This is a genomic window from Polaromonas sp. P3_A5 (assembly GCF_056403055.1).
This window is the reverse complement of the sequence record NZ_JBFUGF010000001.1, coordinates 947,207-969,822: the sequence shown is the minus strand read 5'-3', so window position 1 is coordinate 969,822 and position 22,616 is coordinate 947,207. Positions and strand designations below refer to the sequence as shown.

General features: G+C 63.0%; 20 protein-coding genes and 1 pseudogene. 11 read left to right on the top strand and 10 right to left on the bottom strand.

What is annotated here, in order from left to right; genetic code table 11:
- Positions 1 to 47: 47 nt before the first annotated feature.
- Positions 48 to 386 (bottom strand): antibiotic biosynthesis monooxygenase, encoded by a 339-nt coding sequence (locus AC1DU8_RS04675; protein ID WP_477665506.1) that lies wholly within the window; start codon positions 384 to 386, stop codon positions 48 to 50.
- 102 nt (positions 387 to 488) lie between these two features.
- Here AC1DU8_RS04675 and soxR point away from each other — a divergent pair, with 102 nt between their 5' ends.
- A complete protein-coding gene (gene soxR, locus AC1DU8_RS04670; RefSeq protein WP_457279847.1) occupies positions 489 to 965 on the top strand; it encodes a redox-sensitive transcriptional activator SoxR in 477 nt (158 codons plus the stop codon).
- Here soxR and AC1DU8_RS04665 read toward each other — a convergent pair.
- Positions 962 to 2,224 carry an Nramp family divalent metal transporter gene (locus tag AC1DU8_RS04665; protein ID WP_457279846.1) on the bottom strand — a complete coding sequence of 421 codons (1,263 nt, stop codon included), beginning with the start codon at positions 2,222 to 2,224 and terminating at the stop codon, positions 962 to 964. The two genes, soxR and AC1DU8_RS04665, sit on opposite strands and share 4 nt — an antisense overlap.
- A 384-nt stretch (positions 2,225 to 2,608) precedes the next feature.
- Here AC1DU8_RS04665 and AC1DU8_RS04660 point away from each other — a divergent pair, with 384 nt between their 5' ends.
- The 5 genes from AC1DU8_RS04660 to AC1DU8_RS04640 are packed head-to-tail and all read left to right on the top strand — an operon-like array spanning position 2,609 to position 6,774.
- Entirely contained in the window at positions 2,609 to 4,273 is a 1,665-nt protein-coding gene (locus tag AC1DU8_RS04660; RefSeq protein ID WP_477665504.1) for a cbb3-type cytochrome c oxidase subunit I, read from the top strand.
- Positions 4,263 to 4,865 (top strand): cbb3-type cytochrome c oxidase subunit II, encoded by a 603-nt coding sequence (locus tag AC1DU8_RS04655; RefSeq protein ID WP_457279844.1) that lies wholly within the window; start codon positions 4,263 to 4,265, stop codon positions 4,863 to 4,865. Before AC1DU8_RS04660 ends, AC1DU8_RS04655 begins: the two co-directional genes overlap by 11 nt.
- An 18-nt stretch (positions 4,866 to 4,883) precedes the next feature.
- Complete coding sequence (locus AC1DU8_RS04650; RefSeq protein WP_457279843.1) at positions 4,884 to 5,483, top strand: c-type cytochrome; 600 nt, start codon at positions 4,884 to 4,886, stop codon at positions 5,481 to 5,483.
- A gap of 35 nt (positions 5,484 to 5,518) precedes the next feature.
- A complete protein-coding gene (locus tag AC1DU8_RS04645; protein ID WP_457279842.1) occupies positions 5,519 to 6,151 on the top strand; it encodes an SCO family protein in 633 nt (210 codons plus the stop codon).
- A complete protein-coding gene (locus AC1DU8_RS04640; RefSeq protein WP_457279841.1) occupies positions 6,148 to 6,774 on the top strand; it encodes a hypothetical protein in 627 nt (208 codons plus the stop codon). The genes AC1DU8_RS04645 and AC1DU8_RS04640 overlap by 4 nt, the downstream gene beginning before the upstream one ends.
- Positions 6,775 to 6,800: 26 nt before the next feature.
- On the opposite strand, the gene AC1DU8_RS04635 is transcribed toward AC1DU8_RS04640, so the two are convergent.
- From AC1DU8_RS04635 to AC1DU8_RS04615, 5 genes are all read right to left on the bottom strand, one after another.
- Positions 6,801 to 7,769, bottom strand: coding sequence for a hypothetical protein (locus AC1DU8_RS04635; RefSeq protein WP_457279840.1), 969 nt, complete (start codon positions 7,767 to 7,769; stop codon positions 6,801 to 6,803).
- 119 nt (positions 7,770 to 7,888) lie between these two features.
- Entirely contained in the window at positions 7,889 to 8,947 is a 1,059-nt protein-coding gene (gene rtcA, locus AC1DU8_RS04630; RefSeq protein ID WP_457279839.1) for an RNA 3'-terminal phosphate cyclase, read from the bottom strand.
- A 19-nt stretch (positions 8,948 to 8,966) separates the two neighbouring features.
- Positions 8,967 to 9,608 (bottom strand): hypothetical protein, encoded by a 642-nt coding sequence (locus AC1DU8_RS04625; RefSeq protein ID WP_457279838.1) that lies wholly within the window; start codon positions 9,606 to 9,608, stop codon positions 8,967 to 8,969.
- Complete coding sequence (locus AC1DU8_RS04620; protein WP_457279837.1) at positions 9,595 to 10,827, bottom strand: RtcB family protein; 1,233 nt, start codon at positions 10,825 to 10,827, stop codon at positions 9,595 to 9,597. Before AC1DU8_RS04620 ends, AC1DU8_RS04625 begins: the two co-directional genes overlap by 14 nt.
- A gap of 608 nt (positions 10,828 to 11,435) precedes the next feature.
- Positions 11,436 to 12,989, bottom strand: a complete 1,554-nt coding sequence (locus AC1DU8_RS04615) for a vWA domain-containing protein (RefSeq protein WP_457279836.1) — start codon at positions 12,987 to 12,989, stop codon at positions 11,436 to 11,438.
- A gap of 199 nt (positions 12,990 to 13,188) precedes the next feature.
- Between AC1DU8_RS04615 and rtcR the strand changes: the two are divergent.
- A pseudogene (rtcR, locus tag AC1DU8_RS04610) lies at positions 13,189 to 14,718 on the top strand (RNA repair transcriptional activator RtcR); the annotation flags it as partial.
- Between the two features lie 103 nt (positions 14,719 to 14,821).
- On the opposite strand, the gene AC1DU8_RS04605 reads toward rtcR, so the two are convergent.
- On the bottom strand, positions 14,822 to 15,433 hold the full coding sequence (locus AC1DU8_RS04605; protein WP_457279835.1) for a helix-turn-helix domain-containing protein: 612 nt from the start codon (positions 15,431 to 15,433) through the stop codon (positions 14,822 to 14,824).
- Between the two features lie 75 nt (positions 15,434 to 15,508).
- Between AC1DU8_RS04605 and AC1DU8_RS04600 the strand changes: the two genes are divergently transcribed.
- The 3 genes from AC1DU8_RS04600 (at position 15,509) to AC1DU8_RS04590 (ending at position 19,597) form a co-directional block, all read left to right on the top strand.
- Complete coding sequence (locus AC1DU8_RS04600) at positions 15,509 to 16,642, top strand: NAD(P)/FAD-dependent oxidoreductase (protein WP_477689167.1); 1,134 nt, start codon at positions 15,509 to 15,511, stop codon at positions 16,640 to 16,642.
- 63 nt (positions 16,643 to 16,705) lie between these two features.
- Positions 16,706 to 17,704, top strand: a complete 999-nt coding sequence (locus AC1DU8_RS04595) for a Bug family tripartite tricarboxylate transporter substrate binding protein (RefSeq protein WP_457279833.1) — start codon at positions 16,706 to 16,708, stop codon at positions 17,702 to 17,704.
- A 375-nt stretch (positions 17,705 to 18,079) separates the two neighbouring features.
- The gene (locus AC1DU8_RS04590) at positions 18,080 to 19,597 is read left to right on the top strand and encodes an amidase (protein WP_477665501.1); all 1,518 of its coding nucleotides are present in this window, start codon (positions 18,080 to 18,082) and stop codon (positions 19,595 to 19,597) included.
- A gap of 65 nt (positions 19,598 to 19,662) precedes the next feature.
- Here AC1DU8_RS04590 and AC1DU8_RS04585 read toward each other — a convergent pair whose 3' ends face one another.
- Entirely contained in the window at positions 19,663 to 21,021 is a 1,359-nt protein-coding gene (locus tag AC1DU8_RS04585; RefSeq protein WP_477665500.1) for a glycerate kinase type-2 family protein, read from the bottom strand.
- Positions 21,022 to 21,154: 133 nt separating this feature from the next.
- Here AC1DU8_RS04585 and AC1DU8_RS04580 point away from each other — a divergent pair, with 133 nt between their 5' ends.
- Positions 21,155 to 21,490: a DMT family transporter gene (locus tag AC1DU8_RS04580; protein ID WP_457279830.1), complete on the top strand. Its 336-nt coding sequence runs from the start codon at positions 21,155 to 21,157 to the stop codon at positions 21,488 to 21,490.
- A gap of 89 nt (positions 21,491 to 21,579) precedes the next feature.
- Here AC1DU8_RS04580 and AC1DU8_RS04575 read toward each other — a convergent pair whose 3' ends face one another.
- Positions 21,580 to 22,560 carry a tripartite tricarboxylate transporter substrate binding protein gene (locus AC1DU8_RS04575; RefSeq protein WP_477665499.1) on the bottom strand — a complete coding sequence of 327 codons (981 nt, stop codon included), beginning with the start codon at positions 22,558 to 22,560 and terminating at the stop codon, positions 21,580 to 21,582.
- Positions 22,561 to 22,616: the final 56 nt, after the last annotated feature.

Sequence of the window (22,616 nt, the reverse complement as noted above, 5' to 3'; positions counted from 1 at the left end):
ACCCCGCAGCTACGGCAGCGTTTGAGCGCCTGATCCGAGACGGAAAATCAAGCCTCGCGGTACATCCCCGAGTCGCCCCGTACGCCCAGCTTTTTCCGGAAAGCCTGAATATCAAAGCCCTCGCTGGCGAGCTGCTTTTGCATGACGGTCTGGGCGGCGGCCACCGCATCGGCATTGGCCCACTCGACCACGGTCACCACATCGAACTCGCTGCTGTCGCCCGTCTGGGTCAGCACATGTTTTTGCAGGCAGCCGGGCTGCTCGCCCAGCATGCGCTGGACCTGGTGAATGCGCTCGACAAAAGCGGAGATCGATTGCGAGGGCACGACGAATTTGTCGACGCGGAACACGGAGGCGGAAGCGGGGCTTGATAAATCGCTGGACATGAAAACAACTCCTTTGAAATAAGCGGGCCGGATTGGCCTGAAAAATGAGGAGTCTGAAACCTCAAGTAAAGTTTAGGTCAAGCATTTTTTTCAAGGAAATCCATGGGCACGGAACTGGAACAGGCCGGCATCTTTCCCACACTCTCGGTCGGCGACATGGCACGCCGCAGCGGCGTGGCGGTGTCCACCCTGCACTTTTATGAGAAAAAAGGGCTGATCAGCAGCACCCGCACCGAAGGCAACCAGCGTCGCTACGCACGTGAGATGCTGCGTCGCGTGGCTTTTGTGCGTGTGGCGCAGCGGGTGGGCATTGCGCTGGCCGACATCGAGGCAGCCCTGGCCACCCTGCCCGCGAAGGCGGCCCCCAGCCGCGCGGACTGGGCCCGACTGTCGGCAGCCTGGCGCGCCGACCTGGACGAGCGCATGGCCCAGCTCAAAAAACTGCGCGACACCCTGGACGACTGCATAGGCTGCGGCTGCCTGTCGATTGACAAATGCCGGCTGCGCAACCCGTATGACCAGCTCGCCGGGCAGGGCGCGGGGCCGCAGCGTTTGTGGGTTCGTCGCCGGGAAGCCTAGAACAAGGGGCGGATCAGATCCAGCAACATCATCGCCACCGCAAAGCCCATCACCACCACACCGCCCCAGCCGAACCACGTGGTCTTCAGGCCCGAGGTGAAATTGCCCATCACCGATTTCCGGCCGGCCAGCAGCATCAGGCCGGCCATGATGGGCACGGCCACCACGCCATTGATCACGGCACTCCAGTAAAGCGCTTTCATCGGGTCTATGCTGGTGAAGTCCATGCCCGTGCCTACCACGGTAGCAATGACGATGATGGCGTAAAAGCGCTTGGCTTCGTACCAGTGGCGCTCCAGGCCTTCGGGCCAGCCGAAGGCCTCGGCCACGGCGTAGGCAGCTGACGAGGCCAGCACCGGCACGGCAAGCAGGCCGGTGGCGATGATGCCGCCGGCGAACAGCGCAAAGGCAAAATCGCCGGCCAGTGGCCGCAAAGCCTGCGCCGCCTGCGCGGCTGATGTCACATCATGGATACCGGCCGCATACAACACCGCACCACCCAACACCATGATGAAAAAGGCGATGGCATTAGAGAAAAACATGCCGATGTAGGTGTCGCGCTTGACGCGGCGAAGGTCGCGGCGGATCTTCTTTTCAGCGCCCAGCACGCCGCCCTTCAAGCGCAGCTCTTCGACCTCCTGCGAGGCCTGCCAGAAAAACAGGTAAGGCGAAATCGTGGTGCCCAGCAGCGCGACGATCATCATCCAGTAGCCCGAGGTCCATTGCAGTTTGGGAACGACCAGGTCATGCAGCACCTGGGCCCACTGCACCTGCACCAGGAACACGGCGATCACATAGGCAAAGAGAAAGAGCGTGAGCCATTTCAAAATGGGTGCGAGCTTGCGGTAAGGCACAAACACCTGCAGCAGCACGGTGATGATGCCGAAGGCCACCGCATGAAAGTGGTCGCCGCCGCCCACAGCCAGCTGCAGCGCCTCGCCCATGGCGGCAATGTCGGCGGCGATGTTGATGGTGTTGGCAATGACCAGCAAAAACACCATGCTCATCAGGAAGGCGCGCGGCGTGTGCTCGCGCAGGTTGGCCGCCACACCCTTGCCGGTGACGCGACCTATGCGGGCGCTGACCAGCTGGATGGCGATCATGAAGGGCAGTGACAAAAACACCGTCCACAGCAGCCCGGTGCCGAACTGCGCCCCCGCCTGCGTGTAGGTGGCGATACCGGAAGGGTCGTCATCGGCAGCGCCGGTGACTACACCTGGGCCGACATGGCGCAGGAAAGAGGGGATGCGGTTCAACATGGCCGCGAGGCTAACACGGCTTGATGAGGCCTGGCTTAAGCCAGATCAACATATCGATTCAGGCTACAGACCAATGCAGGCGAGCGCCAGCAGCTATAAAAACAGTAGCAGATGACTGGAATACAGCCTGGCGTCCAGGCTGGCAGCCATCAAAGGCGTAGTATGGAACACCTGCGGCAAGTTCTCGCGGCCCCACCCGACCGGCGCCAGGCAGCAGATGGCGTCTGCGGGTTTTCACACCGGAGAAATCATGACAGTTGCACCATGCACAAGCGGCGGACCGGCTCAGTCGTTCAGATGGCTGACACCGCTTTTTCTGGAAACCCGGAGCGCGGGCAATGAGAACCCGACGATGCCGCGCGCGTTGCCTGCGGGAGCTGCATGATGGACAGCGCCGCCCTCAGCCTTCTGGGTGCTTTCCTGTTGTCCATCATCGGACTCTTTGTCTTCATCTGGTCGCTGCGCAAAGGTCTGCTGCAAGAAAACCCTGTCGCGGCTTCCGTCATCTTCGCGCACGGCGAGATCGGCCAGGTCGACGACCCCGCGCTACAGGACGCGGCACAGGCGTCAATGCAGAAGGTAGTGAAGGAAGGCGGCATCAAGACGCACGCGGCCGACGCCGCCGAACTGCTGGACCGCATCACGTCCGACCGCTCCACCGCGTTTCCGGTGTTCATGTTCATCACCTTTGCCTGCCTGTGGCTCATCGTGGGCTCGATGGCGGGGCTGGTGTCGTCCATCAAGCTGCATGAGCCCGACTGGCTCACCGACTATGCCTGGCTGACCTTCGGCCGGATACGCACCGTGCACCTGACCGGCGTGCTCTACGGCTGGATCACCAATGCGGCGCTGGGAATGATCGTGTGGCTGCTGCCGCGACTGCTGCGCACCCGGCTCTACGGCGCCATCTGGGTCATGCTGGGCGGGGCGCTCATCAACATGGGCATCGCCGGCGGCATAGGCGCCATCGCGACCGGCTGGAACGACGGCATGGAATACCTGGAAATTCCATGGCAGATCGCGATCTTCATGTTCGCCGGCTTTGCCCTCGTCATCCTGCCGGTGCTGTTCACGCTGGTCAACCGCAAGGTCTCGCACCTGTACGTCAGCGTCTGGTACATGACGGCGGCGCTGCTGTGGATTGCCCTGCTCTTCCTGGTCGGCAAGATGCCCGGCGTGCACACCGGCGTGCAGCAGGCCACCACCAACTGGTGGTATGGGCATAACGTGCTGGGCCTGTGGTTCACGCCCGTGAGCGTGGGCGCCATCTATTACTTCCTGCCCAAAATCATCGGCCGGCCGATACGCTCCTACAACCTCTCGCTGCTGGGCTTCTGGACGCTGGCGTTTTTCTACGGCCAGGTCGGCGGCCACCACCTCATCGGCGGCCCGGTGCCCGGCTGGCTCATCACGCTGTCGATCGTGCAGAGCGTCATGATGGTGATTCCGGTGATCGCCTTCAGCATCAACATGGGCGCCACGCTGCAGGGGCGCATGCACCTGGCGCGTTATTCGCCGACGCTGCGCTTCATGATGTTCGGCGGGCTGATGTACCTTGCCTCATCGCTGCAGGGCTCGCTGGAGGCGCTGCGCAGCGTCAACCAGATCACCCACTTCACCCATTTCACGGTGGCCCATGCGCACCTGGGCGCCTATGCCTTCGTCACCATGGTGCTGTTCGGCGCCATCTATTTCATGATGCCCCGGGTGCTGAACTGGGAGTGGCCGTACCCGAAACTGATCACCCTGCATTTCTGGCTGGCGGCTGTCGGGGTGACGATATATTTTGTCGGGCTCACCATCGGCGGCTGGCTTCAAGGTGTGGCGATGCTGGATGCCGCCCAGCCCTTCATGGCTTCCGTCGAGCTGACCCTGCCCTACCTGAAATGGCGATCCGTGGGCGGCGGCCTGATGGTACTCAGCCATCTGGTGTTCGTCGGCCATTTCCTGGCCATGGCGCTTCGCTTCGGGCCGGGCCGCGCGGGCGCCGCCCTCTTCTGGCCCAACGACGCACGCAGCGCTGAAATGGGAGCCGCTCATGGAAAATGAAGTCAAGCTGGCATCGGGCGCCATGGTGGCCCTGGGCATCGCCACGGCGGCCCTGGTGGTGATGCCCTACATGCAGGTACGCGACATCAAACCGCCGCCGGAGCTGAAAAACTACACCAGCGCCCAACTCCGCGGGCGCGAGGTCTACATTGCCAATGGCTGCGTTTATTGCCACAGCCAGCAGCCGCGTGACCGGAACTTCGGCCCCGACGCGGAGCGCGGCTGGGGCCGGGCCTCGGTGCCGGGCGATTACTTCTATGACAGGCCGCATTTGCTGGGCAGCATGCGCACCGGGCCGGACCTCTTCAACATCGGGGCGCGCCAGCCGAGCAAGGACTGGCACCTGGGCCACCTGTACCAGCCGCGCGCCTATGTGCCCGGCTCCATCATGCCGTCCTACCCCTATCTTTTCACGGTGAAGGACGCCAAAGACGCCGAAAGCGAGGGCGAGCAGCCGCTGGCCCTGCCACCCGCCTACGGGCCGAACATCGGCCAGGTGGTCGTGCCTTCGCCGCAGGCGCTGGACCTGGTCAAGTACCTGCAGGGCCTGAACCACACCTACCCGGTGCTGCCACCCGCCCCCAAGCCCTGAGCCACACAAGGTCATCCCATGCTGAACGACAAGACATCTGAAAGCCGGGCCCAGGAGCGGGAACAGGCCGAGCCTTCCGAAAAAAGCCAGCCCATCCCGCTGATCTTCCTGGTCGGGGCATTGGCCCTGGTGCTGTGGGGCGCGGGCTACATCGTGCTGTCCGGCTCTTTCGGCCGCGCCGACCTGGGGGACAAGCGCACCCTGGCGGACCTCTCGGGCCCCGCGCCGGGCGCTGCGGCCAACGGCAAACAGCTGTTCACCGCCAACTGCGTGGCCTGCCACCAGGCCACCGGCAAAGGGCTGCCCGGGGTGTTTCCACCGCTGGACGGCTCCGAATGGGTCACCGGCGACGAGCGCACCGTGGCCAACATCCTGCTGCACGGCGTCACGGGCGAGATCACCGTCATGGGCAACACCTTCAAGGGCGCCATGCCGGCCTTCGCGCAGCTCAGCGATGCCGAACTGGCCGCGGTGGCGAGCTACGTCCGCGCCGAATGGTCCAACAAGGCGGGGGCCGTCAAGCCCGAGCTGTTTGAAGCCGAACGCAAGGCCGGCACGCGCACCACACCGTTCAACGGCGCTGCCGAGCTCAAGGCGCTGGCGGCCAAAAGCTCCTGAGCTGAAGGGGCAGCAAGCGTGGTGGGCCAGCCCTGATGCTTCGCACCGCCTTGCTCAGCGTCATGCTGGCCCTGGCGGGTTACGCCGCCGCCGCGTGGCTGACGCACGACTTTCAGGTCTGGACCGCCGAGGGCGCCCGTCGGCTCGAAGTTGCACTGCGACCTGTCGCAACCCCCGCAGTCAGCGTCGACGGGCCCGGCATCGCCTCTCAGGCACTGTCGCAGCATCTCGCCGACGGGCAGTCCGTCACGCTGGTGGATTTCATCTACACACGTTGCCAGACCGTCTGCCTGGCGATGGGCAGCAGCTTCCAGCAAATGCAGCAGATATTGCAGGCGAGGCAGGAGCGCGGCGGCAGGGTCAAGCTGCTGTCGATCAGCTTCGATGGGCGTCACGACAGCCCCGCCGTGCTGCAGGCCTATGCAGCACGATTGAGCGCTGACCCGGCGCTGTGGCGCTTTGTGCGTGTGCAGGACCCGCGGGACACCCAGCGCCTGCTGGCGGGTTTCCAGGTCGTGGTGGTTCCTGATGGCCGCGGCGATTTTGAACACAACGCGGCGCTGCTGGTCATCGACCAGAAAGGCCGGCTGGTTCGCATTTTTGACTACGCGGAACAGCAGCTCGCGCTCGACTATGCGCAGCACCTTGCGCAGGCTGCCCCGCCATGAAGAGGCTGGCGCCTCCCTCGCGCGGCACCCTGGCGGTTATGGCCGTCGCCCTGCTTTGCCTGCTGGCCTTGCCCGGCCTGCGGCATGGACTGGAAGCCAGCATGACACTTCATATGCTGGTGCAGTATCCCCTGCTGGCGCTGGCCGGCTATCTGCTCGCCACTGCACTGCCGGGGCGCTGGCTGGCTCGCCTGGGGCTCTGGAATGCCCACGGCATCAGCGGTTTGTTCGCTGCCGCGGTGGTGCTCGCGATCCTGATGATCCCCCGCGTACTAGACCTTGCGCTGGTGGACGGCCGCATCGAAATCCTGAAATGCCTGGCCCTGCTGGCCTGCGGCGCCGCCGTGCGCCTGTCCTGGCAAGCGGCGGGCCTGCTGGTGCAGGGTTTCTTTCTGGGCAATGTGCTGCCGATGATGGCAGTCGTGGGCAACCTGTATGAAACTTCGCCGGTACGCGTCTGCAACGCCTACCTGCTGGACGATCAGGCGCGCCTGGGGCAGATGCTGGTTTGGATTGCAGCAGCGATTGCCGCTGCGTGGTTTACCTGGCTGGTCCGTGCCTTGATGCAAAGAGACACTGCCATGCTGCCTGACGATGCAGTAACGAAACCCACGGCACGCTGACACCACTCATGCCGCCGGGGCGCCACTCACATGGCAAGGTTCAGATCCACTTCCAGGCCTGCCCGCTTCATTTCACGTGCCAGCAGCAGCCGCCACAATCCGGCCTCGTCGACCGAAATGCTTGTAGCGCCTTTCAGGACATCCGGCAAGGCGTCGTCTTCGGACAGCAGGCAGGCAATGCGGTTACGGCCGAGCGCGGCCAGCATGAACCCGATGGCCAGCATGGCCGCTGGCGCATCGGATTTGTTGCCCGGCAGGAGCAGCAAAAACGCCACATTGCGCAGCCCCTCCAGCTGGTCGATGGTGACGGCGTCGAGTATCGCCGCCTCCAGCCCCAGCTGCTCCATGAACTGGCACGCGTCGCCCACGGCATCTCCGCCCAGGCCCAGGATGGCCACGCGAGAACCGGACACGGCTTGCGGCGCGGTGGCGGAAGAGAGATCGGTCTTGGACATGGGCATCCTCGTTGGAATGGAAGGTGAAGGTGTGGAGATCTGCTCCGGTTCCGGCTCCGGTTCCGGTTCCGGTGCTGGTTCCGGTGCTGGTGCTGGTGCTGGTGGGGGCGGTGGTGGGGGCGGTGGCACCGGTTTCGCCTCCGCAACCGGCTCCACTATCGGCGCTGCAGTGCCATCGAGGTAGTCGCTCAGCAGCTTCTTGGCCGCATTCACGCGCATGATGGCCAGATCGATCCCTTGCCTGACTTTTTGCTGGCGTTCGTCGTCCGTGAAGCGGTCGCCGAAAGTCTTGTCCAGCAGAAAATCCTGTATCGCGACGGCAAACTGCCGGTATTCGGGCGTGCCCACGCCAAAGCTGTCGGCCAGGGTGGTGTTGACTTTCTTTTGCAGGGACTCCACGCTCGAATCCCAGCCGGTTTGCGTCACCGATATTTTGAAGGCCCGCAGAATCTTGATCTGCCGATTGACCTTTTCGATCGCGTTCTCGATCTGGGCTTTATCGGGGGCGCCGGATGGTAGTGTATTTTTGCCGTTGGACATGCAGGTTCCTCATGCGACCAGCCCATACTGTAAGGCTTCTCTGGTTCCGGACTCAACACCAGCAACGTCCCGCAGTTTTCATATTGGCATGCATCGGCCAGGAATGACCCAGCCATTCATCACATCTGCAGCGAAATCACCGTTCCGCCACCGCATGGCTCGCATGAGAACTTCACAGGCAGGAAGGCTTCGATGGTCCGCGCATTGGTGCGGGTGTGCTCGGTCAGCTCCGTCGCCCAATAGCGACCCATCCGACCCTGCAGGCCCGCCAGTGCCATGGGAATCATCAGCTGGTCTGCCAGGTGCGGGCCTACCGGCGCCTCGTGTGCCTGGTAATCCTTCACTTCCTGCAGCACACGGCGGGCAACCTGCTCGGCACTCACGCTCTTTTCGCCATAGGCAGCAAAGACCTCGGTGATGTTTTCATAGCGCAGGACAGCCAGCAGCGCATTGCCCGGCCCTTCGTTGCTGCGCAGCCCGCGGTCGCGCAGGCAGTCTTCCTGCCAGCCAAGCCCCTTGCGCAACACGTCCAGCTCACGCTCGGCCACACCTCTCGGCAGGCCGGCGTGCAGACATTCGGCGTATGCCTCTACCAACGCGCCACGTTCCATGAGGTGAATGGCCGAAAAGCCGTGCGCGGGCGGGTTCAGGCGCACGCGCGCCTCCCCGCCTCCCGCCGGGTAGAAACCGTGGCGGCGCAGTTCAATGTCAAACAGTGCCTCGCCGCTGCCGGCGAAATAAGGCGCCAGCGCGGTCAGAAAGGAACACGACGGCGCCATCGGGTTGTGCGTGCCGCCGCTGAGCAGCAGCGTCGAAGCCGCCTCGGCCTGCAGTAGCGGCCACAGCACGGTCTGCAGCACCAGCATGCAGCTGCCTGCCGAGCCGACCGCAAATTCGTAGTCGCCCGCGCGCACCTCACCTGGCGTGAACAGCAACGTGGTTTCGCCAATCTGCACGGCCTGACCGGTGGCATTGACGGCAGAAGTCTCATCGCCGCCGCCGCCCACAGCCACAGCCGCGTTCACGCAGGCCAGGTGCTGGCGCATCAGGCCGGGCTTGGGCCGCTTCGCACGGATGTTGTTCATGCGAAACGGCTTGCCCGTGACCAAGCTGAGCGCCAGAGCCGTGCGCAGAATCTGCCCGCCGCCTTCGCCTTGCGAGCCATCGAGTTCAATCATTGTTTTTCTTCTTTCATCATCAGTCAGTTGCGCTGGCGGCAAGCACGCTCAAGGTCCGGTTAACAGGGTTCCACACCGTCAGGCACCAAATGCCCCACCACTCTTTTCCCGCTTCAAAATAGTTACTCCATTGGCTGCGCGATGGTTCAAGATCAGGATCACCAACCCAGTCGATCACCTCAGGAAGATGGCCCGGGATCAAACCTAAAATTTGACACCACCGATCAAACAGCGCCTTCGCGTCAGCATCTTTCATGAAACCGTAAGGTGGGTCACTAAAACTCAAAAACAAACAAGGCGCACCGGCTGGATGCGCCGCGCAGGAAAAGAGGTCCTGTACTTTTTCCACCGGCAAAATTTCCGGACTCGCAGCGGCACAGTCGTAGTCGAGCTGATGAAAATTCGACGCACTAAATTGCGGAAATTTTTTGATGGCCTCCTGGTGGTTTACCAACCATCGCTCCCGTACGTCCGCGAACAGCAGCTCCAGCGCGCACCGATGCAGCGCCGCAGAAGGATCAATGCCTTTCTCCAGCGTGTAAACAGCAAAATCAAATACGCAGCCTGCTTCGGCAAGTTTTGCCCGAAGAGCCGTCAGGGCAGGACCGGACAATGCCTGCAGAGCGTTGTCCTTTTGCCCCCCTCCCTCAACCTTTGACACACACCACCTGCTTGAGCGTGTAAACCACTTCCACCAGATCACTCTGGGCCAGCATCACGGCGTCAATGTCCTTGTAGGCCATCGGGATCTCGTCGATCACCTCCGCGTCCTTGCGGCATTCCACGCCTTCGGTAGCCTTGATCTGGTCGTCCACCGTAAACAGCTTTTTGGCCTGCGTACGGCTCATGGTGCGACCTGCTCCGTGGCTGCAGCTCATGAAGCTGTCCGGGTTACCCTTGCCGCGCACGATGAAACTCTTGGCGCCCATGCTGCCTGGAATGATCCCGAGCTCTCCCGCCTTGGCGCTCACGGCACCCTTGCGGGTCACAAACACCTCTTGCCCAAAGTGCGTTTCCTTCTGCACATAGTTGTGGTGGCAGTTCACCGCCTCCAGGTGCGTCTCGAAGGGCTTGCTGATCACTTTGCGCAGCGCGCCAATGGCGGCCTGCATCATCACCTCGCGGTTCAGGCGCGCAAATTTTTGCGCCCAGCCCACACCGCGCACATAGTCGCCAAAGTACTGCGAACCTTCTTCGAGGTAGGCCAGGTCCTTGTCGGGCAGGTTGCGCTGGTGCAGCTCGGCGTCTTTCTTCGCGAGCTCGATGAAGTGCGTACCGATGGCGTTACCCACCCCGCGCGAACCACTGTGCAGCATGATCCACACCCCGCCGCCTTCGTCGAGGCACACCTCGACAAAGTGGTTGCCGCCACCCAGCGTTCCCATGTGGCGGTGGTTGTTGGTGTTCTTCAGGCGTGGGTAGTCCAGGCAGATTGCCTCGAACTCTTCGACCAGCTGGCCCCAGGCCGCATCTGCCGCGCTGGGCGGATTCGTCCAGGCGCCGACTTCTCGCACTGAACCATTCCTGCGATAGGTCTTGGGCGCCGAGCCGTGCGGCACGGCTTTTTCGATCTCCGAGCGCAGCGGACCCAGGTTGTCAGGCAGGTCTTCGGCGCGCAGCGTGGTTTTGCAGGCCATCATGCCGCAGCCGATATCCACGCCCACCGCAGCTGGAATGATCGCCTTGAAGGTCGGGATCACGCTGCCGATGGTCGCGCCCAGGCCGTAATGCACGTCGGGCATCACGGCCACGTGCTTGAACACAATGGGCAGGCGGGCGGAGTTTTCCAACTGCTTCAGGGCCTGGGCTTCCACCGGTACGCCGTTGGTCCACATCTTGACCGGCACACCGCCGGTGACTTCATGTTGTTGGTAGTTCATTGTTTTTCTTCCTTTTTCAATAAAAACGGATGACTAGAGCTTGTGAAATGAAATTCCGCCACTTGTTGCCAAGCTGGGGCTTGAACCCAGACCCCGCGCCTTTCAGCGCGAGAGCGTTTGCACGCCGCGTCTACCTGTAATTTCACGGGCATTCATCCAAAACCTTTTGATCACCAGCAGCAACAAAATTGTTGAAATGGATACGTGCTCTACCAGACTGAGCTACGGTGCTGCAATGGGCTCGGGCACAAGCCCATTGCAGCACCGGCGGGATTCGAACCCGCGACCTCGGCATTAACAGTGCTGTAATTCCAACCGCATTTGCCGCCGGCAATCAAAACTTTTTGCTCTCTCTTCAAGAACTTTCAAAAACACGACAAGGATCGGTGAGATTTTCATGTGCATTCAGTTTCCTGTGATGCACATGGCCAGAGTCGAACCGGCTATATCCAATGTAATCCCGCCAGCATTCGTGCTTTTGAAAACCCTCTTGCCAATCTTTAAAAAAGGCCCCCGCCTGAGGACTAACAGTTGTGTGATAGAAACAGTTTGGATGTAATCACACCGGCATTCCTCAGGCGACGACGCTCAACACATCGAGTCATGGCTTACAAAGCCAGCTCGTCTATCAATCCGACCCAGTGGTCGGCTCCCAACGCCCCCGCGGCAAACAAAGCCAGTACCTTGAACACTTCATCGGTAAAACCGCCGATGTTCAGGATGTCAGGCCGTTCAAGCGCCTGCGTATGGGCGTAAGGCTGGATGTCGATACACACCAACCTGGCTTGCGGGTTGCGCTGCTTGAACACTTCCCATTCACGCAAGGTTTGCGTCGCACCGGCACGCTTGCTATCCACCCATGACTCGTTGTCCGACACCAGCACCACCAGGTCTGCCTTGGCCTTACCGGCGTTCAACAGGGCCAACGGCGCCGAGCAGTTGGTTCCGCCACCGCCCACGGCAGCCAGTTTCTCCGCATTGGTCATCACCGAGTCACGCGGGTTCAACGACAAGTTGACGACTTTCTGCTCAAACGGCAGCACCATGGTTGCCGGGTTCTTGCGCAGCAGAGCCGCAGCCACCAGGGCCGCCACGTCAATACAACGCACCGCACTGGTTGCAGAACCACGGTGTCCAGACACCGCCGAGCTCATGGAGCCCGACACATCAGGACACACCACCACCTTACCCACCAGAGCGGGCACGTTCTTCAACGCGATTTCCATCGCGTCTTGCAATGCTTCACGTACCTGCAGAGGAACGGTTTCATCCGTCGCTTTGTAGGCAGCCATCAACTGGTAGGGCAACACGCGGGCCTTCTCAATGCTCTGCACATCACGCAGTTTGGCGGCAATGGCCTTTTCAGCCTTGGTCGTACCAAACACACCGTGGCGCGCAAAGGTGTTGAGGTTCTGTCGAACCATCTGCCACGAGCCGTTCTTGGCAATCTGGGTCCACTGGTTGGTGGTCAGGTTCAACGCGGTCAGCATCTGAAAAGGCACATCGGGTGCCGCACCGCAGCGGTCCTTTTTGTAGGCTTCAAAAGCACGCGTCGCCTCGGGCAACTGGCTCACGTCAAAGTCACGGCCAATCAACCAGGCAAACCACGCGGCGCGCCAGGCCTCAGCCGGTTTTGGGTGAACCATCTTCACGACGTCGGCCAATGACGGGCTGTTACCCACGCTGGCGTTCAGCAGCTGCTTCTCGCTTGCATTGCACAACCAGGCCTGCACCAACTTCTTGGGACGCGAACCCATTGACTTACGGCCCACACGGCCGCTACGCAGAATTTGCACCACGTTACGCAGCATCTTGCCGTTGTCCACGACGCGAGGAAACGCCTTGGCAAACAGTGCCACATCGCGGGTCGCCAGCGAGGCCAACAGCAGCGCCGGCATGTCTTTCATATGGCCGCGCTCACGGGCATAGATGGCGGTTTTGGCCACGAAGCCCGCATCCACCTGCGCAGCCAGCTCCAGCACTTTGTCCAGTTGCTCGGCAGCACCGGCGTAGTAAACATTGTTCAGGCAACCGGTGACGGCCAACTGCACCAGCGCATGCCGAGGTGCCAGAGCATAAGCCACACCACCCGCCTCGTTGACAGTGGTGGAAGCAGACGGGAAAGCGCCTTTGCTGTTTTGAAATAGTTGAGTGTTTGCCATGTTCTTGTTCCTTGTTTGCATTCACCGTTGTGGTGACGAACTATGTATTGCAGGCAGCGTGCCAACTCTTCAAAACTTTTTCTCCATCACCGTAGATCATTGATTTAATTGAGTATTTTTCATAAAAATCAAAAAATAACCGGTTCATCTTCACTCATCTCTCCTATTTTTTTAGCTTTAAAGCTAGTACATTAGAAATATGAAGAAGAAAGTGGTGATGGGTTTCCTGGGTACCCAACTGGATTCGGGCCTGAGTGCTTCCCGTTGGGAGAAATGGCGGCCGACGGTGTCGATCGCACAGCATGAGGACCTGATCGTCGACCGGCTGGAGCTGATGCACGACGTGCGCAACAAGGCGCTGGCCGAAAGGGTGCGCGAAGACGTGGTTCAGCTCTCGCCCGGCACCGAGGTTCGCCTGGTCGAGATGAACCTGGCCAACCCCTGGGATTTCGGCGAGGTCTATGGCGCGCTGTATGACTGGATGCGTGCCTACGCCTTCGACACCGAGCGCGAAGAGTACTGGGCGCACATCACCACCGGCACCCATGTAGCGCAGATCTGCCTGTTCCTGCTGGTCGAGGCGCGCTTCATTCCCGGCGTTCTGTTGCAGACGGCGCCGCCCAGGGGCCGGCAAGGCCATGGGGTGGGCAGCTATGAACTGATTGACCTGGACCTCTCGCGGTATGACGCGATCAACACGCGGCTTGCGGTGGCGCAGCAAGATGCAGTGTCCTTCCTCAAAAGCGGCATCGCCACACGCAACCCCCGCTTCAACAAGTTGATCGAGGAAATCGAACACATCGCCGTCCAGAGCAAGGCGCCCATCCTGCTGACCGGACCGACCGGCGCGGGCAAGTCGATGCTGGCGCGGCGCATCTTCGAGCTCAAAAAGTCACGCCACCAGGTCAGCGGCAGCTTTGTCGACGTGAACTGCGCGACGCTGCACGGCGACGGTGCAGGCTCCACGCTGTTCGGCCACAAGAAGGGAGCGTTCACCGGGGCGGCCAATGACCGTCCCGGCCTGCTGCGCACCGCCGACAAGGGCGTGCTGTTTCTCGACGAGATTGGCGAGCTGGGCCTGGACGAGCAGGCCATGCTGCTCAAGGCCGTGGAAGAAAAGCGCTTCCTGCCCGTAGGCGCCGACAAAGAAGTCGAAAGCAGCTTCCAGCTGATCGCCGGCACCAACAAGGACTTGCGTCTGGAAGTCGCCCGCGGGCGCTTCCGCGAGGACCTTTTTGCACGTATCAATCTGTGGACGTACACCCTGCCCGGCCTCAGCCAGCGCCGGGAGGATATCGAGCCCAACATGGACCACCAGCTCATGCTCGCATCCGAAGATCTGGGCAGAAAAACCCGCATGACCGCCGAAGCCCGCGCAGCCTACCTGCGATTTACACAATCGGGCGAGGCCATCTGGGCTGGCAATTTTCGGGACTTGAGCGCATCCATCACCCGCCTTGCCACGCTGGGCGACAACGGCCGCATCGGCGCGAGCCTGGTGGAGGCCGAGATCGCGCGGCTACGCTGGCAATGGCAGGCCACAGAACAGGAAGCCAGCGGCGGCGCTGCCTCACTCGCCGAATTAGTGGGAGGTACCGCGGACACACTCGATTATTTTGAACAGCTACAGCTTCAAGCCGTGATTGAGGTTTGCCGCAGAAGCGCTTCCCTCAGCGACGCCGGGCGGGTGCTCTTCAATGTCTCACGTACCCAGCGCAGCGTGGTGAACGATGCGGACCGGTTGCGCAAATATCTGCTGAAATTTGACCTGACCTGGGAGAAGCTGTCGACCTGAACCTGGGTACAAACCCGAGACACAAGGCCAGGCAGCCCTATTCGCTCATCACCACCAGCACCTGCGCATCGCTGCGGCCCAGCGAAAGGTAGATGTGGCCCACGCCACTGTCGAAATAGGCCGACTCATGGCGCCCCACTTCGATGATTTCGCCGGTCTCGAACTCGATGCGCACACGGCCCGACAGCACGATTACGAACTCCTGCCCTGCGTGGCGAATGAAGTCGGGGAACTGGCTGCGGCTGCGCGCCACGATGCGGCCGTGCATCGGCGTCATGCGCTTGCCCGGAAAGCCGGCGGCCAGCGCGCCGTAGTCATAGTTGCCAGAGCTGTAGGCTGGCGCACCGCCCGCCTCGGACCAGACCACCACCGGCTTTGCAGCGCCGGGGGCCGGCGCCGCGGCCCGCGCGTCCAGCAGTTGCCCCACGTCCAGCGACAGCGCCCGCGCCACGGCGGCCAGCTTTTCATAGCTGACCGAAATCTGGCCCAACTCCATCTTGGACAGCGTGGACAGCGCGACGCCGGAACGGCCGGACAGGTCCTTGAGCGTCAGCCGCCGCACCTTGCGGTGCCCGCGCAGGCTCAGACCGAGCCGCACCCGGTCCGCCTCGGGGGCGGCGGCAGGGTTGCGGGCGGGGCGTGCAGGCATGGTGTTTTCCCTTTTTTCGAAAAATCCCGGTAAATGGGCTGGACAGGCACGATTCTCGCATGTGAGAATTCTCAAATGAGAGAATTTGACATCCTGATCTTCGGCGCCGGCATTGCGGGCGCATCTTTGGCCTGGCGCCTGGCCGGGCAACGCAGCGTTGCGCTCGTCGAACGTGAATCCCAGCCGGGGTTTCACTCCACCGGCCGGTCGGCGGCCATGTTCATGGAAACCTATGGCCCGCCCATGGTGCGGGCACTGACGCGTGCCAGCCGCGGGTTTTACGAACGGCCGCCGGAAGGGTTTCACCCGGCGCTGATACAGCCCCGGGGCGTGCTTTACCTTGCCACGCACGGCCAGGAAAAAGAACTGGCGCACACCCGCCAGGAACTGTCCGCAAGCTGCCCCGGCCTGGTGACGCTGGACGCCGACACCACGCTGGCCCATGTGCCCTGCCTGCGGCCCGATGTGGTGCACGGCGCGCTGTACGACGCAGGCGCGCAGGACATGGATGTGCATGAACTGCATCAGGGCTTTCTGCGCGGCTTTCGCCAGAAGGCAGGCGCCGACGGAGAGCTGCGCACCGCCGCCACACTGACACAGGCCACGCATGACGGACAGCGCTGGGCCCTGCAATTCAGCGACGGCGAGACGCTGCGCGCCAAAACCGTGGTGAATGCCGCAGGCGCCTGGGCTGACGAGCTGGCCGCCATGTTTGGCGCGCAGCCCATCGGCCTGGTGCCGCACCGGCGCAGCGCCTTTACCTTCAAGGCGCCCGAGGGCATGGACGCCTCACACTGGCCCGCCGTGGTGGGTGTGGACGAAAGCTATTACTTCAAGCCCGATGCCGGGCAGCTGCTGGGCTCACCCGCCAATGCGGACCCGACGGTTCCGCACGACGTGGCTCCTGAAGAGCTGGACATTGCCATGGGTATCCACCAGATCGAAAGCGTGTCGACACTGACGATCCGCCGCCCTTCCAGCACCTGGGCCGGCCTGCGCTCTTTTGTACCCGACGGGGAAATGGTGATTGGCCACGACAACGCCTGCCCCGGTTTTTTCTGGCTCGCGGCGCAGGGCGGCTACGGCATCCAGAGCGCGGCCGGTGCAAGTGCGCTGGCCGATGCGCTGATCCGCCAGGCGGCGCTGCCTGAAGAGCTGCGCCAGCAAGGCGTTGAAGCCTCCAGGCTCGCACCGGCCCGTTTGCGTTAACTCTTGAGCCCGCCCCTTCGAATCACCCCCTTCCGATTGATCAAATTTTCAACGAGGCCTACCATGCAACACATGTCTTTCAAAGCAATGCGCCGCACGCTGGCCGCCAGCGCTGTCTTTTTTTGTGGACTTGCCGCCGTGGGCGGGCCCGCCCATGCGGCCGAGTTTCCTGAGCGGCCCGTCACACTGGTCGCACCCTTCCCAGCTGGCGGTGCGGCTGACGTGCTGGCGCGCATCCTTGGCAAAGCCCTGGGTGACCAGCTGGGCCAGCCCGTGGTGGTCGAAAACAAGCCGGGCGCCGGCACCGCCATAGGCGCCGCCGCAGTGGCCAACGCCAAGCCCGACGGCTATACCCTGCTCGTGAGCTCCAACTCCACCTTCACACTGAACCCGGCGCTGCAACCCAAGCTGTCTTATGACCCGGCCAAGGGCTTTGAGGCGATAGGCATGGTGGGCTCAGTGGCGCTGGCCATGCTGGTGAACCCGTCGGTCACGGCCGCCGACGTGCACCAGTTCGTGGCGGCGGCCAAGGCCAATCCGGACAAATACCTGTACGGCAGTTTCGGAAACGGCACCAGCTCCAACTTCGCCGGCGCGATGTTCAATACGGCCACGGGCCTGAAGATGACGCATGTGCCCTACAAAGGCTCCGGCCCCCTGATGACCGATCTGATCGGCGGCCAAATCCCGGTGTCTTTCGACACCGTGGTCGCCGCATCGCAGCAACTCAAGTCCGGAAAGATCCGCGTGCTGGCCGTGGCCATGAACAAGCGCTCGGCCCTGCTGCCGAATGTGCCGACCATGGCCGAGGCCGGCTACCCAGCCGTCGACATGAACGCCTGGCTGGCCGTGGTGGCGCCCAAGGGCCTGCCGGCGCCCGTCAAGGCACGGCTGGAAAAGGCCCTGGCCACGGTGATGGCCAGCACCGAAACACTGGACAAGCTCAAGGCCGCCGGCTTCGAACCCGGCTATACCGCGGTTCCCGACTGGTCCGGCTTGGTGACGGCCGAGATCGCGCGCATGAAGGCGCTGGCCGAACGCTCCCAGATCAAAACAGATTAGTCATGACGGCCCCCACGCTCGCCACTTCGTGTGCTTCGCTGCCCCCCCCGAGGGGGCGCGTTCCGCCTTGGGGCGGCCCGGCGGCGAGACCTGGCCCCCACGCTCGCCACTTCGTGTGCTTCGCTGCCCCCCCCCGAGGGGGCGCGTTCCGCCTTGGGGCGGCCCGGCGGCGAGACCTGGCCCCCACGCTCGCCACTTCGTGTGCTTCGCTGCCCCCCCGAGGGGGCGCGTTCCGCCTTGGGGCGGCCCGGCGGCGAGACCTGGCCCCCACGCTCGCCACTTCGTGTGCTTCGCTGCCCCCCCGAGGGGGCGCGTTCCGCCTTGGGGCGGCCCGGCGGCGGAACATGACCATTTCCTTCGACACAAGACATTGATATGCACTCCACCCTTCCAGACATCTCCGCCGTCGAACTCCGCAGCCTGATCGCCAGCCGCGAGGTATCGCCGGTGGAGCTGATGGACGCCTGCATAGACCGCATCGAACGCCTCAACCCCGCCATCAACGCGATCTGCGCGACCGACTTCACGCGTGCGCGCGAGGGTGCACGCGAAGCCGAAGCGCAAGTGATGCGCGGGGGGGCGCTGGGCCCTTTGCACGGACTGCCGCTGGGGGTGAAGGATCTGCAGGACACCGCGGGCCTGCTCACCACCTACGGCAACATAGGACTTCGCGGCAACGTGCCGGCCAAAGACAACGCACTGGTGGCCAAACTGCGCGCGGCCGGCGCCATCGTCACGGCCAAGACCAATGTGCCCGACATGGGCGCCGGCGCCAACTCGCGCAACCCGGTGTGGGGCGCGACGGGCAACCCGTTCAACCCCACGCTCAACGCGGGCGGTTCTTCCGGCGGCTCGGCGGCGGCGCTGGCAGCCGGCATGCTGCCGATCTGCACCGGCTCCGACACCGGCGGCTCGCTGCGTATTCCGGCTTCGCTCTGTGGCGTGGTCGGCCTGCGGCCTTCGCCCGGGCTGGTGGCCAACGACGCCCGGCCCCTGGGCTGGTCTGTCATCTCCGTGCTGGGGCCGATGGGGCGCAACGTGGCCGATACGGCGCTGCTCTTTGCCGCCAGCGTGGGCGCGAACGCACGCGACCCGCTTTCCTACCCGGTGGATGCCTCCACGTTCTGGCCCTTGAAGCAGGTGGACCTTTCCACCTTGCGTGTGGGCACCACGGAAGACTTTGGCATGTGCATCGTGGACCCGGAAATCCGGCGCGTGTTCCGCCAGCGCGTGGAAGCCGTCCGGCCGCTGGTAGCGAGCTGCGAGCCGATAGACCTTGAATTGGGCGATGCCGACCGCGCCTTTGACACGCTGCGCGCAGAAAGTTTTGTAGCGGCATTCGCCGATACCTATCGCAACGCCCCCGAGACCCTGGGCCCGAATGTACGCGCCAACATGGAAATCGCGGCTGCCATCACGCTGGCGGACCGCGCCTGGGCGCACCTGGAACAAACACGCATTTCACGCCGCTTTGCCAAGGCTTTCGAGCAATACGACATCATCCTGGCGCCCGTCACGCCGGTCACACCCTTTCCCTGGACGGAGCTGTATGCCGGCAACATCGACGGCCAGGCCATGCGCAACTACTACCACTGGCTGGGCCTGACCTATGTGGTGACCCTGGCCACCAACCCGGCGCTCGCGCTGCCCTGCGGCAAAGACGAACACGGCATGCCCTTCGGACTGCAGGTGATTGGACGGCTGCACGCCGATGCGCAACTGCTGGCTGCATGCCAGGCGCTGGAACAGGTCTTTGAGGCCAGCGACACGCTGCGCAGGCCGCAACCCGATTTGCAAACTTTGCAGACGGCACGGCCGGAACTCAAATCCATCGTCACGCATCCGCCCGAAATCAGCGCGGCGCCCGGCACAGGTGGTTTGACAGCCGTGTGAGGCTTTTTTTCGCCTGTTTTATGTATCAAACAGGCCCGCAGCGCAGGTAGAACCTGCGCGAGCAGCTACAAAATCAATAGCACCCGGAAGTCATTGACGTTGGTATGTGTGGGCCCCGGAATGACCAGGCCACCCAGCGGCTCGAAGTAGCCGTAGGCGTCGTTGCGGTCCAGGTACTGGTCCAGCTTCATGCCTTTGGCCAGTGCGCACTGCAGTGTGTCGGGCGCTACATAGGCACCCGCGTTGTCTTCCACACCGTCGATGCCGTCGGTGTCTGCTGCCAGCGCATACACGCCCGGCTGGCCTTGCAGGGCCAGGGCCAGGCCCATGCAGAATTCGCCGGCACGGCCTCCGCGGCCGCGCGGCGTGCCTTCTGCTTGCTTGCGAACGGTCACTGTGGTTTCCCCGCCGCTCAGGATCACGCAGGGCTTGCTGAAGGGCTGCCCCTTGAGCGCCACGGCACGGGCCAGCGCCGCATGCACCTTGCCGACCTCGCGGGATTCACCTTCCATCTCGTCGCTCAGGATGTGCGCCTGCAAGCCGGCTGCGCGCGCCACTGCGGCGGCAGCCTCCAGGCTTTGCTGCGGCGTGGCGATCATGTGCACCTCATGGCCTTTGAAGACCGCGTCGCCCGGCTTGGGGGTTTCGAGTGCGCCCTGCTCCAGCAGGCTCATGATGGCGCCCGGCACTTCAATGCCGTAGCGCTGCAGGATGGCCACCGCCTCGGCGCAACTGGTGGCGTCGGGCACCGTCGGGCCGCTGGCGATGATGGACGGATCGTCTCCCGGCACATCGCTGATGGTCAGCGTCACCACACGCGCCGGCGCGCAGGCTGCGGCCAGGCGGCCGCCCTTGATGCGCGAGAGATGTTTGCGCACGCAGTTCATCTCGGAAATATTGGCGCCACTGTTGAGCAGCGCCTTGTTAATGCGCTGCTTGTCTTCCAGCGTCAGGCCTTCAGCCGGCAAGGTCAGCAACGCCGAGCCGCCCCCCGAGATCAGGCACAGCACCAGGTCGTTTTTACCCAGCCCCTGCACCATGGCCAGGATGCGCTGTGCAGCTTCCAGCCCTGCCGCATCCGGCACCGGGTGCGCGGCTTCGACAATCGCGATGCGCTGTTTCAGTCCCTCGGGGCGCGGCGGGATGTGGTGGTAGCGGGTCACGACCAGGCCTTCAAGCGGTGCGTCGGCGGGCCAAAGTGCCTCCACCGCCTGCGCCATGGAACCGCCGGCCTTGCCCGCACCGATCACGATGGTGCGTCCGCCGCTTTCGGGGGTGGGCGGTTTGGGCAGGTAGCGTGCGGTGTTCTCAAGCGGCAGCGCGCGCGCAACGGCGGCGGCGTACAGGTGCTCGAGGAACTGGCGCGGCTGGGTGGCGGCGTCCGGGATGGGCGTGCCGGGGGTAGGTGTCTTGGCTGCAGTCATTGAAATGTCTCCACCCCGGATTGTGCCGTGGTAACCGGGCAGTAACCCGGCAACGCGGGAGGGTTTGGGATTTCGCCGGAAAGGCAGCTTCCTAGAATGAGCCATCATCCACCGAAGCAGAAAGAAGAGCCTCATGAACGCTTACCTGGCCCTGGGCATTGCCATCGTTGCCGAAGTCATTGCCACCACGGCACTCAAGTCCAGCGACAGTTTCACGCGCCTGGTGCCCTCGTTGATCAGCATCGCGGGTTATGGCACCGCGCTGTATCTCCTCACGGTGACGATGAAGTCCATCCCCACCGGCGTGACCTACGCAATCTGGTCGGGCCTGGGCATTGTGCTGATCAGCATCACCAGTTTCTTCGTTCACCAGCAGAAGATTGACCTCTGGGGCATGGTGGGGATGGCGCTCATCATTGCCGGCGTGGTGGTGTTGAACCTTCTTTCCAACACCACCAGCCTCCACTGACGCCCCGGTCTTGCGGCCCTGACAGGACTTTCATCTCACGGCAAAGATCCGACATTGAAGTTGAAGCCATAACCGACCGGCGCCGGGAGCTACTTTTTCCCCAGGCCCAGGCGCTTCGCACCTTCGGTGTAGATACGGATGCGCTCCTTCATGAAGCCGTCCATCTGGTCCAGGCCCACGCTGACGAGTTCAAAGCCATTTTTGGCGGCGAGTTCCTTCATCTCGGGGTCGTTGTTCAGCACGGCCCACATGTCGGACAAGCGCCTGCGCGCCTCCAGCGGGGTGGATTTGGGCACGCCAATGCCGCGGTAGGCGCCGTCCACCCAGTCCACACCGAGCTCCCTGAAGGTGGGCACGTCGGGCATCATCGGGTGGCGTTTTTCCATGGCGACTGCCAGCGGGCGCACCCTGCCCTTGTTGCCGATGGCAAACGGCGTGTAGGTCATCGCACCGTCGACCTGCGAGCCGATCACGGCCATCGACATGTCGCCCGTACCCTTGTAGGGCACGTAGGTGCTCTTGACGCCGAAGGCAGCGTTGAGCCGCTCATGCGCCGCATGGTTGGCGGAGTTCAGCCCCGAGCCGCCCAGGTTCAGCTTGCCGGGGTCTTTTTTGGCTGCGGCGATGAAGTCTGCAAACGTTTTGATCGGGCTTTTCTCGGGCACCACCAGCACGTCGGGGGTGTAGTGAAACCAGAACACCGGCACGATGTCGGCAGTCTTGTACTGCACCTCGCCCTCGATGGGCTGGAACACGATGTGCGGCAGGTTGATGCCCACTACATTGAGGCCGTCGCCCGGCAGGCTGTTCATCTGGCCCCACATCAGGCCGCCGCCGGCGCCCGCCTTGTACTGGATGATGGTGTCGACGGCCGGGCATTTTTTCTTGAGCACGACCTGCTGGTGGCGCGCCGACAGGTCCGACTCACCACCCGGTGGAAAGGCCTGCCAGTACAGCACGTTCCTGTCGGGGCACACCACACCCGCTGCGGGCGCGGCAGTCTGCGCCATCGCGGCGGGCACTGCGACCATGCAGAAAATGCCTATCCACTTTTTCACTTCAACTTTCATGGTGTGTCTCCTGAATGTTTCTGAAGCGGAAAACTCGCCGTCATGCGTAGCCTGGT